Below are 12,070 nucleotides of genomic sequence, written 5' to 3'. Positions count from 1 at the left end.
GATCAGCCCTGGAAATCCTGGGGGCCGAGCAGGCGCAGGACTTCCTCGGCGGTGATCAGGCCCTGCTGGAGCTTGTCGTGGGCGTCGTCGAGCAGGCTGGCCATGCCCTGTTCGCGGGCGATGGCCTGCAACTGGGTGGCGCTGGCGCCCTGGGTGATGGCGTCGCGCAGGGCGTCGTTCATGGTCAGCACTTCATGGATGCCGATGCGTCCCTTGTAGCCCTGGTGGCACTGGTCGCAGCCACGGCCGCGGTAGAAGCGCAGATCCGGCGCGAGGAAGTTCGGCCCCAGGCGTTCCAGCAGGGCCACCGGCGCCGGGACCTCTTCCCGGCAGTGACGGCAGATGCGCCGCACCAGGCGCTGGGCGATGATCGCCTCCAGGGCCGAGGCCAGCACGTAGGGCTTCAGGCCCAGGTCGAGCAGGCGGGCGACGGTGGCCGCCGCCGAGTTGGTGTGCAGGGTGGAGAACACCAGGTGGCCGGTCAGCGCGGCATGGAAGGCGACGTCGGCGGTCTCCTCGTCGCGGATCTCGCCGAGCAGGATCACGTCCGGATCCTGGCGCAGGATGGCGCGCAGGATGCTGGCGAAGCTCAGGCCGATGCGTTCGCGCACCGGCACCTGGCCGGCGAGGTCGACGTGGAACTCCACCGGGTCCTCGATGGTGACGTAGTTCTTTTCCGGGGACGCCTCGTGTTGCAGCAGGGCATAGAGGGTGGTGGTCTTGCCGCTGCCGGTGGGCCCGGTGGCGAGGATGATGCCCTGTGGCTTGCTGACCACGTAGAGCAGCCGGCGCAGGTTGTGCGGCGACAGGCCCAGGTCTTCCAGCGATTGCGCCGCCGACTGGCGCTCCAGCACGCGCATGACGATCTTCTCGCCGTTGATGGTGGGCAGGGTGGAGATGCGCAGGTCGACGATGCGCATCGGTGTCTTCACGGTGATGCGGCCATCCTGCGGGCGGCGCCGTTCGGTGATGTCCAGCTCGGCCATCACCTTGATCCGCGAGACCACTGACATCAGCAGGTTGCTGGGGATCTGGATCTTGTCCTGCAGCACGCCGTCGATGCGGTAGCGCACGCTGACGTTCTTGGTCCGCGGGTGGATGTGGATGTCGCTGGCGCCCAGGCGCAGGGCCTCGAGGATGATCGCGTTGACCAGGCGGATCGCCGGCGGCTCCTCGGAGCTGCCGAGCAACTGCTCCAGGCTTTCCGGCGCCTCGTCGTCGTCGAGGACGATCTCGATGCCTTCGTAGGGGTCGCTGCTGCCGACCACGGTGGCGAGGTCGTCCAGTTGCGGGCCGCTGTCACCGAAGATTTCCCGGAGCTTGTCCTGCATCTGCCCGACGTCACAGAGCAGCGGGTGGATGCTGTAGCCGGACATGAAGCCGAGCTCTTCGATCAGGCCCATGTCCATCGGGTCGGCCATGGCCAGGCGCAGGCGCTTGCCCACCACCCGCAGCGGCAGTACCAGCTGGCGCGTGCACACGGCCTGGGGAATCAGCGCCAGCAGCGGCGCATCGACCTGGAACTCGCGCAGGTCGATCTCCTCGAACATCATGTCTTCGCGCAGCAGCTGGTGAATCTTCTGCAACGATACCCAGTCGTGCAGCATCAACTGGCGCAGCACCGAAGTCTTGTGCGTCTGCACTTCCTTGTGCAGCTGCTGGATCTGCTGGGCGTTGAGCAGGCCCTTCTTGTGCAGCAGGATGGCCAGCTGGCTGCGGTTGGTGACGCTGAGCTTGGCCAGGGTCTCCAGGTCGCGGTGCTGCTTCTTGTTCTGCTGTTCCAGGGCGCGGTTGCGCCGCATCAGCTCGTACTGTTCCAGGGCCAGGGCGATGGTCAGGCGCAGGTCATCGTCGTTCCACGGCTTGAGGATGAAGCGGTAGACGGCGCCGTCCTTGATCGAACCCAGCACCGCATCGGTGTTGGCGTGGCCGGTGAGCATGATGCGGATGGTGTCCGGCCAGCGTTCGCGTACCTGGCTGAGCAGCTCGGAGCCGTTCATGCCCGGCATCATGAAATCGCTGATGATCAGCTCCACCGGCTTGGCTTCTAGAATCTTCAACGCTTCGCCGGCGTTGCGGGCGAAGTGCAGCTCGTAGTTCTCGCGCTGGAAGACCCGGCGCAGGGCGGCGAGGATGCCGGGCTCGTCGTCCACCAGCAGCAGCTTGTAGGGCGCCGCCGGCGTTTCGACGGGCGTCTCGTCGGGGCTGTCGCCGACGAACAGGGAAGCGTAGCGCTTGGCCATTTACGCTCCTTCAGGACATGTTCGGGCAGGGAAAGCGCAAGGTGACCCGGGTGCCGGCGCCGACCTGGCTCTGAAGCAGGATCTCGCCCTGGTGGGCGCGCATGATGTCGCGCGCCACGCTCAGGCCCAGGCCGGTGCCGGAACCGACCGCGCGGGTGGTGAAGAAGGGGTCGAAGATCCGCTGCCGGGCATCCGCCGCGATGCCCGTGCCGTTGTCCTCGATGACCACTTCGATCGCCTTGCCGGCCAGCCGGCTGCCGACCCGGATGACGCCCTCGGCATCGATCGCCTTGGCTGCGTTGTCCAGCAGGTTGAAGAAGGCCTGCGACAGCTTCGCCGGATAGCCGGCCAGCTCGGGCAGTGGAGCGAGGTCGAGGCGAATGTCGATGGCCTGCTGGCTCTCCGCCTGGAGCAGGTGGCAGCTGGTGGTGAGCAGGGCGTTGAGGTCGCAGGGGATGAAATCGGTCTGATCGATGTTGGAGAAGGTCTTGAGGTCGGCGACGATCCGCGCGATGCGCTGGGTGCCGCTGAGCGACTCGCGTAGCAGGGCGCGGAAGTCGTCGAGCAGCAGGCTGGCCGAATGCCCGCCAGGGACCTTTTCCGCCAGTTCGTCGAGGTAGTCGCCGGCCACCCGCAGGTTGCTGGTGATGAAGCCGATGGGGTTGTTGATCTCGTGGGCGACTCCGGCGGCGAGCTGGCCGACGGCGCGCAGGCGGGCGGTTTCGTAGAGCTGCTGCTGGGCCTGTTCGATCACCTTGACCTGCTCCTCGACGCGCTCCTGCAACTGCTCGGACAGCGCCTTGTAGCGCGCCTCCGAGGCTTGCAGGGCGGCGTGCTGGCGTTGCAGTTCGGCGAAGTTGGCCTCGGTGGTGTCGTTGTGCAGGTTGGCCGCCAGGCGGTACTTGGCGACGAACAGCAGCACGAATTCCACCAGCCGGACCGCGGCCTGCAGGCGTTCGGCGGGCAGCTCGCCCTGCAGCCAGCCGATGGTCTCCAGGTTGAACTCCAGTGGCTCGGCGCCTTCCCGGTGCCGTTCGTCGAGGCTGATGCGGCCGCCGCCCAGATCGCCGATCAATTGGCACAGGCGCTCTTCCTGATCGGTGGAGAGCAGGTCGGTCAGGCGCGGGTCGTCGTCGAAGCTACGCATGGGGCGCCTCGTGGGCCGCGCTCAGTTGACGGACGAAGGCCTCGGCGTCGATGCCGTGCCGGCAGGCCAGTTGGTAATCGCGGTCGAGCACCGGGTAGAGCCGGCGCAGCAGCTGGCGGAAGCTCTCCACCACGCCCTCGCCGGCCAGGGCGCTGGCCAGCGACAGCGGGGCCCAGGGCGTCTGTGCCCAGCGCGCCTGCAGGGTGGCCTCGTCGATGGCGTCCGGCAGGTCGCGCTTGTTGAACTGCACCACAAGCGGCAGGCGCTCGATGTCCATGCCGAGCTTCTGCAGGTTGCCGTCGAGATTGTCGAAGGCGGTGGCGTTGTTGTCCTGCTGCGCGAGCTGCGAGTCGGCGACGAAGATCACTCCGTCGGCCCGCGACAGCACGGCCTTGCGCGTGCTGTCGTGCTGCACCTGGCCGGGCACCGTGTAGAGCTTCAGGCGCAGGTCGAGACCGCCCTGGCCGCGCAGGCCGATCGGCAGCATGTCGAAGAACAGCGTGCGGTCGTCGCGGGTCTCGAGCACCATCAACTCGCCCTTGCGCTGGGGATCGAGCAGCGTATGCAGCTGCATCAGGTTGGTGGTCTTGCCGCTCAGCGCCGGACCGTAGTAGACCACCTTGAGGCTGAGCTTGCGCTCGCTGTCGAGGTATTCAGCCATGGTCTTCCTGTTCGTCGATCAGTACTGCGCCGTCTTCGTCGCGCATGACCCGTGTCAACCCCGGATTTTCCCGCTCCAGGCGCTGCAGTTCCTCCTGCTGGCGCTGCAGGGCGTCTTTCTGCCGACGCACCTGCTCCAGCAGGCGCTGGTTCTCGTGGCGCAACTGGTAGAGGTCGATGGCGGCCTTGATCGCCGTTTCGATCTCGTAGTCTTCCCAGGGCTTGGAGAGGAAGCGGTAGATCTCCGCCTGGTTGATCGCCTGCATCATCGACTGGCGGTCGCCATGGGCGCTGAGCACCATGCGCATGGCGTGGGGCTGGCGCTGCTTGGCGAACTGCAGGTAGGTGACGCCATCCAGGTGCGGCATCTTGTAGTCGGAGACGATCACCGCGTAGTCGTGCAGGGTCAGGGCTTCCAGCGCCTCCTGCACGTCATCGAAGGCATGGACGTCCCAGCGGTGCGGCCGCAGCACGCGTTGCAGGGCGCTGAGCACGTGGGGTTCGTCGTCCACCAGTTGGATCTTGATCATTGGGCGGTCTCCTGCGGGGTGGTGGCGTCGAAGCCTTCAGGTTGGCGCACGAACAGGGTGTAGCGCGCGCCTTCGGTGTCTTCGAAGGCGATCAGCTTGTCGATCAGGGCGCGCGTCAGTTGCTTGCCCTCGTTGAGCAGCAGCATGCCGTTCTCGGCGTGCAGGTTGCGCGCGAGCAGCATGCCCGGCTCGAGGCGGCGGGTGTCCAGGCTGATGATGCTGGGGTCGGCGTGGGTGATGTCCGGCGCCAGTTCGGTGCACAGCCTGACGAATCGCTCGCTCAGTTGCGGGTCGTAGAGACGCCCGGCGTACTTGTCGATCAGTTGCAGGGCCTCGGCGCGGTTCGGCCGGCGTTCGAGGATGATGCCGTGCTGCAGTTCGATGAAGTCCACCGCCAGCTTGAGCAGCCGCGCGCCGAAGGGGATGGCGTCCTCTTTCAGGCGGTCGGGAAAGCCGCTGCCATCCCAGCGCTCCTGATGGTGGCGGATGATGCGCGCCGCGTCCTGCAAGGGTTCCAGGGTCATCAGCAGGTTCTCGCCCTGGGCCGGGTATTGCCGGTAGCGTTCGCGGTCCTGCTTGTAGAGGGTGTCCGAGGGCTTGCTCAGCAGCTGGTCGTCCCAGGTCAGCTTGCCGAGGTTGTACAGCGCGGCGGCCATGGTCAGGTCGCGCGCCTGACTTTCGCCGAGCTGGTAATGCTCGGCATAGGCGCGGACCAGGGCGATGACCTGGGTATTGGTCTGCTTTTCCCGCGGCAGGCGCTGGTTGAGCAGGCTGGCGAACACCTCGGTGGCGGTCACGTAGCTGCGCCGCAGCTCCTCGTAGGCCAGGTCGAGCATGTCGGCGGTCTGCTGCAGCTCGGCGGTGCGCGCCTCGACCCGCTGTTCCAGGGTGGCGTTGAGTTCCTGCAGGCGCTGGTTCTGCTCCCGGGTGAGTTGTTCCAGGCGCAGTCGCTCGCGTTCGGAGGTGTGGAACGCCAGCGCCTGGCGGATCACCATGCGCAGCTCGTCGTCGTCCCAGGGTTTGCTGATGTAGCGGTAGATCTGCCCCTGGTTGATCGCCTTGATGGTGGTGCCGATGTCGGCGTAGCCAGTGAGCAGGATGCGCATGCAGTCCGGCCAGCGCCGCTGCACTTCGGCCAGCAGGGTGGCGCCGTCCATGCCGGGCATGCGCGCGTCGGAGATCACCAGGTCGACCGGACACTCCTCCAGCATGGCAAGCGCCTGCTCGCCGCCGCTGGCGGTGAGAATCTCGTAGCCCTGGTTGCGCAGCAGGCGGCGCAGGCTGTTGAGGATGTTCTCCTCGTCGTCCACCAGCAACAACGTGGCGAGGATGGCTGGACTGGCTTCATTCATGAGGCGTTGGACTCTCCCCGGTTGGCGCAGGTTGCCGCAGCGGCAGCCAGACGCGGAAGCGCGTACCGCGTCCCGGTTCGCTGTCGACCTCGATACGTCCGTGGTGTTTCTGCACGATGCTGTAGGACAGCGACAGCCCCAGGCCGGTGCCCTTGCCGACCGGCTTGGTGGTGAAGAAGGGCTCGTAGATGCGGTTGAGCAGGCGCGCCTCGATGCCCTTGCCGGTGTCTTCGACCTCGATCCAGACCCAGTCGCCCTCGTGCGCGGTGCGCAGGGTGATGCGGCCGAACTGCTCGATGGCGTGGGCGGCGTTGACCAAGAGGTTCATGACCACCTGGTTGATCTGCGAGGCAATGCATTCCACCTCGGGGAGCTCGCCGTATTCCTTGACCACCTCGGCCTTGTACTTGAGCTCGTTGTTGACCACGTTGAGCGTGGTGTTCAGGCCGCGATGCAGGTCGGCCGGATGGAACTCGTCCTCCTCGATGTGGGAGAAATCCTTGAGCGAGGTGATGATCTTCTTGACCCGGTCGATGCCGTCTTCCGATTCGCTGATCAGCGCCTCGATGTCGCTGCGGATGTAGTCGTACTCCAGGCTGCGCTTGAGCTGGCGGAGATCGTCCAGGCTGCCGGCGCCTTCCACCGCATCGACGATGCGCAGCAGGTCGCGCACGTAGCCGGCGAGCGTCTGCAGGTTGGAGAACACGTAGCCGATCGGGTTGTTGATCTCGTGCGCGACGCCGGCGGCCAGTTGCCCGATGGCGGCGAGCTTTTCCGATTGCAGCAGTTGGTCGTTGGCCTTCTCCAGCTTCTTGATCAATTGCTCCTGTTCGAGCTGCTTGACGCCCAAGGCCTGCATGGCGGCCTCCAGCTTGTCGCTGGACTTGGCCAGGTCGGTGGTGTTGTAGAGCACTAGGCCGAAATGCAGCGGCGCCTCGGGTGAGGGCCGAAACGGGAAGAGCAGGGTGCTCTGCAGTATCAGCGGGCTCTGCCCGGCGCGCTGGAACGACAGCCGGATCAGCGTGGGATTGTCACGCCACTGGGTGTAGATGTGCCGGCCGGTGTTGCGCGCCTGCTCGACGATCTGCCGCAGACGGGGGGTGTCCGCCTCCGGGAACGTCTCGGTGAAGGGCTGGCCAATGGCCTGTGCCAGGGATTTTCCGCTGTGGCGGTCGATGAACGCGTTCCAGTATTGGATATGCAGCGCCGTGTCGAGGATGATGATGCCGACGCTGATGTGCTCGACGAGCGCAGAGGCCAGATGAGGCTGGCGGTTTTCCATGCAATGACTCCTCCAATGACGCGGGTGACCGGCTTAACGCTCGGATGTCGATCCGATGGAACACTGGCGGCACAATTTTGACAAATGATAGCTCGTTGCCATCAGCTATACACTCTCTATCTCAATGCTCGTCAGGGTAGACCATGGTTGCAGAGTCGAAGCGCGACGCGCTCATCCACTACGAGTTCCGCTTCGCGGACGGGCGCAGCTGGCAACACGAGGTCAGCCTGTCAGTCGGCGCGGAGCAGTGGCCGGCGCGGGCTCTTCCGGATTGGACCGGCCTGGCGTTCCATCAGTGCGGACACTGTCCGCTCTCGCCCGGGCAAGCGCCGCATTGCCCGTTCGCCGTGGCGCTGGTGGAGCCCGTGGAAATGCTGTCGCGGCATACGTCGTACGAGGAGGTGGAGGTGATCGTCCACTGGCGGGGGCGGGAAATTCGCCAGCACACCACCTTGCAACGCGGCCTGGGTTCGCTGCTCGGCGCCCTGGGAGCGACCTCGGGGTGTCCGCACACCCGCATGATGAAGGCCATGGCCTGGTTCCACCTGCCGTTCAGTACGTCCGACGAGACGCTCTACCGCGCCCTGGGCACCTATCTGCTGGGGCAGTTCCTGCGGGCCAAGCGCGGCCAGTCCAGCGACTGGTCGCTGGAAGGCCTGCGCGCGACCTATCGCAACCTGCGTCAGGTCAACCTGGGCATGAGCCGACGCCTGCGCGCCGCGGCGGAGGAGGATTCCAGCCTGAACGGCCTGATCCTGCTGGACCTGCTGGCCGCCGATACGCTGTACGCGCTGGATCAGTACGAGGGCGAACTGGATCTGTTCTTCCAGGAATACTTCGACGACGAAGATCGCTAGAAGGCGGTGCGTTCACTCGCCGGATGGCCCGGCGCAGGTGAACGAAAAAGGGCGGCCGGAGCCGCCCAGGGGGACATCAGCTGGCGAAGCCGAGGCGCTCGCGCCAGCGGTTTTCCAGCGTCCGGGTGTCGTGATCCATGGGGTGGAAGCCCGGGCGGTAGTAGTCCAGGTAAGGGCCGATCAGCTTGGTGAAGAAGCCGTTGCGCGGGCCGAACAGCTTCTTCAGGCCGAAGCCCCAGCTGCGCCAGTTGAACAGCTGGCCGTCCTTGCGCAGCAGGTGCAGTTGGAACCAGCCGATCACGCCGAGGAACAGCACAGTGGTCAGCAGCATCACCAGGGTGCGGGTGAAATAGCCACCGTAGACCTTCTGGTACACGTCGTAGCAGACCGCCTTGTGCTCGTTCTCCTCGATGGCGTGCCACATCCACAGTTGGTAAAGCTTGGGATCGTTCATCTGGGTGGTGAGGTCTTCGCGCTTGAGCAACTGCTCGGCCATGGTCGCGGTGAAGTGCTCCAGTGCGCAGGTGGCGGCCAGACGCTGCTTCTTGGTGCTGAAGCGGGTCACCCATTCCAGCAGCACCTTGATCCGCAGCTCCAGGCGCTCCAGGTCGATACCGTGCTCGTTGGCATAGTCGTTGTAGGCCGCGTGCTCCTTGGAATGCATGGCCTCCTGGCCGATGAAGGCGCTGATGTCCTTCTTCAGCTGCGGTTCGCTGACCTGGTCGCGCACCGCCCGCACGCTATCGACGAAGAACTTCTCGCCGTAAGGGAACAGCGACGACAGGTTGTTCATGAACTGGCTCATGAAGGGGTCGTCGTAGAACCAGTACTTGGCGGTCCGGGCGAAGCTGAAGTCCATGCGGCGAACCGGGAAGCTGGATTTCGGCTGGGGCAGGGTGGCGCTTGCATTCATCGTTCGAGTCCTCTGGCGGGAGTCGCTGCTCCCGATTGTTGTGCGGCTCTGGGTGACGACATTCGGGGTTGCAGGCGGTAAACCTCAACCGACCAACTGTGTCATTGAACGATGTAACTATCGGACGCGGCGGCGCCGGGCGCCGCCAACTTAAGGCGGGTCGTGTCGGACGATAGGGTGGGGGTAGGGCGGGGTTGACCCGCCCTGGTCGAGGCGAACGTCGGGGTCAGCGGCTCTGGCGGCGCAGTTCGGCGATCTCGCCGCGCAGCGCGCGCAGCTCGTCGAGGATGGCCTGCTCGCGCGCCACTGCGGCCAGCTCCCCGGCGCTGGGCTCGTGGGTACTCTGCATGGCGTTGACGATCACCGCGATGAACAGGTTGAGCATCATGAAGGTGGCGATGAGGATGTAGGGCACGAAGAACATCCAGGCCAGCGGGTGTTGCTCCATCACCGGACGCACGATGCCCATCGACCAGCTCTCCAGGGTCATCACCTGGAACAGGGTGTAGAGACTGGCGCCGATGCTGCCGAACCACTCGGGGAAGCTCTGGCCGAACAGCTGGGTGGCCATCACCGCGGCGACGTAGAAGATCAGCCCCATCAGCATGACGATGCTGCCCATGCCCGGCAGCGAGGCGAGCAGCGCCTGGACCACCTTGCGCATGCTCGGGTTGATCGAGATCAGCCGCAGCACCCGCAGCACGCGCAGGGCGCGCAGCACGGCGAAGGGGCCGCTGGCCGGCACCAGAGCGATGCCCACCACCAGGCAGTCGAACACCGCCCAGGGATCGCGCAGCAGGCCGGGGCCGCGGGCGGCGAAGCGCAACGCCAGCTCGATGACGAAGCAGGCGAGGATGATGGCGTCCAGAGTCAGCAGCGGCCGGCCCCAGTCGGCCATGATCGCCGGCGAGGTCTGCAGGCCGAGAATGACGGCGTTGACGATGATCAGCAGGGTGACCAGGCGCTGCACGGCAGCGCCGTCCATCAGTTGGCCCAGGCGCTGGCGCCAGTCGGAGGAAGATTGGTTCAGTTCGAGTTCGTTCATGGTGATTTCAGTGGGTATCGATGGTCCGGATGCAATCCGGGATGGCGCACGTCTGACCCGGATGGTCTCCGAAGCGTGGACGGGGGCTGCTTATCGGTCGTCGAGGGCGAAGGCGGTCAGGCAGAAGGTGGGAATGCCGATGTCCTGCAGCTTCTGCGAACCGCCCAGCTCGGGCAGATCGATGATCGCCGCAGCCTCGTGGATGCTGGCGCCCATACGCCGCACCAGCTTGGCGGCGGCCAGCAGGGTACCGCCGGTGGCGATCAGGTCATCGAAGATCAGCACCGAGTCGCCCTCGCACAGGCTGTCGCTGTGCACTTCGAGGAAGGCCTCGCCGTACTCGGTCTGGTAGCTCTCGCTGAGGACCTCGGCCGGCAGCTTGCCCTGCTTGCGAAACAGGACCAGCGGTTTGTTCAGTTCGTAGGCGATGATCGAGCCGATCAGGAAGCCGCGTGCGTCCATGGCACCGATATGGCTGAACTCGGCCTCCACGTAACGCTGGATGAAACTGTCGGCGACCATGCGCAGGGCGCGCGGCGACTGGAACAGCGGGGTGATGTCGCGGAAGACCACGCCCGGTTTGGGAAAATCCGGCACCGGGCGAATCAGGGTCTTGATGCTGAATTCGTCGAAAATCATCGCGGGCTCCTGAAATGCGCTACGCCCGCGTACGGGCGAGCTCAGACGTCGAGATTGCCGCCGGCCAGGGCGCACAGCTCGATGGGATCGAGAATGTGTACTTCCTTGCCTTCGGCTTCGAGCAGCTGGTTCTGTTGGAAGCGGGTAAATACGCGAGACACCGTCTCCACTGCAAGGCCCAAATAGTTACCAATTTCGTTGCGCGACATGGCCAGGCGGAACTGGTTGGCAGAGAAACCGCGGGCGCGGAAGCGCGCCGAGAGGTTGACCAGGAAGGTGGCGATGCGCTCGTCGGCGGTCTTCTTCGACAGCAGGAGCATCATCTGCTGGTCGTCGCGGATCTCGCGGCTCATGACGCGCATCAGCTGGCGGCGCAGCTGCGGCAGTTGCAGGGCGAGGTCGTCGAGGCGTTCGAAGGGAATCTCGCACACCGAGGTGGTTTCCAGCGCCTGGGCCGATACCGGGTAGCGTTCGCCGTCGACGCCGGACAGGCCGACCAGCTCGCTGGGCAGGTGGAAACCGGTGATCTGCTCTTCGCCGCCATCGCTCAGGCTGAAGGTCTTCAGCGCGCCGGAGCGCACGGCGAACACCGAACCGAAGGTGTCGCCCTGGCGGAACAGGAATTCGCCCTTCTTCAGCGGGCGGCCACGCCTGACGATCTCGTCCAGCGCGTCCATGTCTTCCAGGTTCAAGGAGATCGGCAGGCACAGGCTGGCCAGGCTGCAGTCCTTGCAATGGGCTTGATGCTGCGCACGCATTTTGATGCTCTCGGACATCGTTGGGCTTCCCGGATAAACACGCAATATTGGTAAGGGTACAGCAGGGGGAGGGGGCCGGCCAGTCGTACCAAGGTCTGACCGTCTGCTCAAGTTTGCCTGCAGATTGCCGGCCTCGACAGTGGAACCATAGTTCAACGCAGGGAACCATGCGATGCGCATCGAGTCCGGTGGCGCGCTGGCCAACCTGGCTCAAGGGCGTGCAGCGACAAAATACCGCGGTCCAGACGAGGGGTAGGACGGCCTGCGGGTTAGCGTCGTCGGCGCTGGGGCAAGGCCTGTCGGCATAAACCGGCGAGAGGCGCGATCTCGACGAGAGCGGTTTGCCCGAGTCGATCAAGGCACTGCTGAAGATGATCCGCGAGCTGAAGGTGCAGATCGATGCGCTGGATGATCGGAACCTCGATCCGCAGGCCAGGCGTCTGCAGCTGGAGGCGCTGCAGAGCGGGCTGGCCAGCCTCAGTAGCGCCCTCGGCTCGACCGACGCCAGCCTGATCAGGCTGCTGCGCAAGAACGCGCTGCGGCGACGAGCAGGAGAAGACCGCCGCCGGCCTGGCGATGGCCTGGATGTGTGTCGCACCGTTGCTGCGTCGGGCAGCCCTGATCGCCGGCAAGCCGGCCCCTAA

The 12,070-nt window shown here is 65.4% G+C and carries 12 protein-coding genes; 2 read left to right on the top strand and 10 right to left on the bottom strand.

Features of this window, described 5'->3' with window-relative positions; translation table 11 throughout:
* Positions 1-2: 2 nt before the first annotated feature.
* From ACUTAF_RS11595 to ACUTAF_RS11570, 6 genes are read right to left on the bottom strand one after another with little or no spacing between them, the layout of a single operon-like run.
* Positions 3-2,243 (bottom strand): ATPase, T2SS/T4P/T4SS family, encoded by a 2,241-nt coding sequence (locus ACUTAF_RS11595; RefSeq protein ID WP_445580095.1) that lies wholly within the window; start codon positions 2,241-2,243, stop codon positions 3-5.
* 10 nt (positions 2,244-2,253) lie between these two features.
* Positions 2,254-3,390, bottom strand: a complete 1,137-nt coding sequence (locus ACUTAF_RS11590) for a sensor histidine kinase (protein WP_445580094.1) — start codon at positions 3,388-3,390, stop codon at positions 2,254-2,256.
* Positions 3,383-4,051, bottom strand: a complete 669-nt coding sequence (locus ACUTAF_RS11585) for a GTP-binding protein (protein WP_445580093.1) — start codon at positions 4,049-4,051, stop codon at positions 3,383-3,385. The genes ACUTAF_RS11590 and ACUTAF_RS11585 overlap by 8 nt, the downstream gene beginning before the upstream one ends.
* Positions 4,044-4,580, bottom strand: coding sequence for a response regulator (locus ACUTAF_RS11580; RefSeq protein WP_445580092.1), 537 nt, complete (start codon positions 4,578-4,580; stop codon positions 4,044-4,046). The genes ACUTAF_RS11585 and ACUTAF_RS11580 overlap by 8 nt, the downstream gene beginning before the upstream one ends.
* Positions 4,577-5,932, bottom strand: a complete 1,356-nt coding sequence (locus ACUTAF_RS11575) for a response regulator c-di-GMP phosphodiesterase, NosR family (protein WP_445580091.1) — start codon at positions 5,930-5,932, stop codon at positions 4,577-4,579. Before ACUTAF_RS11575 ends, ACUTAF_RS11580 begins: the two co-directional genes overlap by 4 nt.
* A complete protein-coding gene (locus ACUTAF_RS11570) occupies positions 5,925-7,214 on the bottom strand; it encodes an ATP-binding protein (protein ID WP_445580090.1) in 1,290 nt (429 codons plus the stop codon). Before ACUTAF_RS11570 ends, ACUTAF_RS11575 begins: the two co-directional genes overlap by 8 nt.
* Positions 7,215-7,357: 143 nt before the next feature.
* On the opposite strand from ACUTAF_RS11570, the gene ACUTAF_RS11565 reads away from it, so the two are divergent.
* Positions 7,358-8,071: a DUF6901 family protein gene (locus tag ACUTAF_RS11565; RefSeq protein ID WP_445580089.1), complete on the top strand. Its 714-nt coding sequence runs from the start codon at positions 7,358-7,360 to the stop codon at positions 8,069-8,071.
* A gap of 76 nt (positions 8,072-8,147) precedes the next feature.
* Here ACUTAF_RS11565 and ACUTAF_RS11560 read toward each other — a convergent pair whose 3' ends face one another.
* From ACUTAF_RS11560 to fnr, 4 genes are all read right to left on the bottom strand, one after another.
* The gene (locus ACUTAF_RS11560) at positions 8,148-8,984 is read right to left on the bottom strand and encodes a metal-dependent hydrolase (protein ID WP_445580088.1); all 837 of its coding nucleotides are present in this window, start codon (positions 8,982-8,984) and stop codon (positions 8,148-8,150) included.
* 226 nt (positions 8,985-9,210) lie between these two features.
* Positions 9,211-10,029, bottom strand: coding sequence for an ion transporter (locus ACUTAF_RS11555; RefSeq protein ID WP_445580087.1), 819 nt, complete (start codon positions 10,027-10,029; stop codon positions 9,211-9,213).
* Positions 10,030-10,119: 90 nt separating this feature from the next.
* Positions 10,120-10,668, bottom strand: coding sequence for an adenine phosphoribosyltransferase (locus ACUTAF_RS11550; RefSeq protein WP_445580086.1), 549 nt, complete (start codon positions 10,666-10,668; stop codon positions 10,120-10,122).
* A gap of 41 nt (positions 10,669-10,709) precedes the next feature.
* Positions 10,710-11,444 (bottom strand): fumarate/nitrate reduction transcriptional regulator Fnr, encoded by a 735-nt coding sequence (gene fnr / locus ACUTAF_RS11545; protein ID WP_445580085.1) that lies wholly within the window; start codon positions 11,442-11,444, stop codon positions 10,710-10,712.
* 323 nt (positions 11,445-11,767) lie between these two features.
* On the opposite strand from fnr, the gene ACUTAF_RS11540 reads away from it, so the two are divergent.
* On the top strand, positions 11,768-12,070 hold the full coding sequence (locus ACUTAF_RS11540) for a hypothetical protein (protein ID WP_445580084.1): 303 nt from the start codon (positions 11,768-11,770) through the stop codon (positions 12,068-12,070).

The sequence above is a fragment of the Pseudomonas sp. SP16.1 genome (assembly GCF_052682975.1).
The sequence above is the reverse complement of the archived record's forward strand: the minus strand, read 5'-3'. Positions and strand labels throughout refer to the sequence as shown.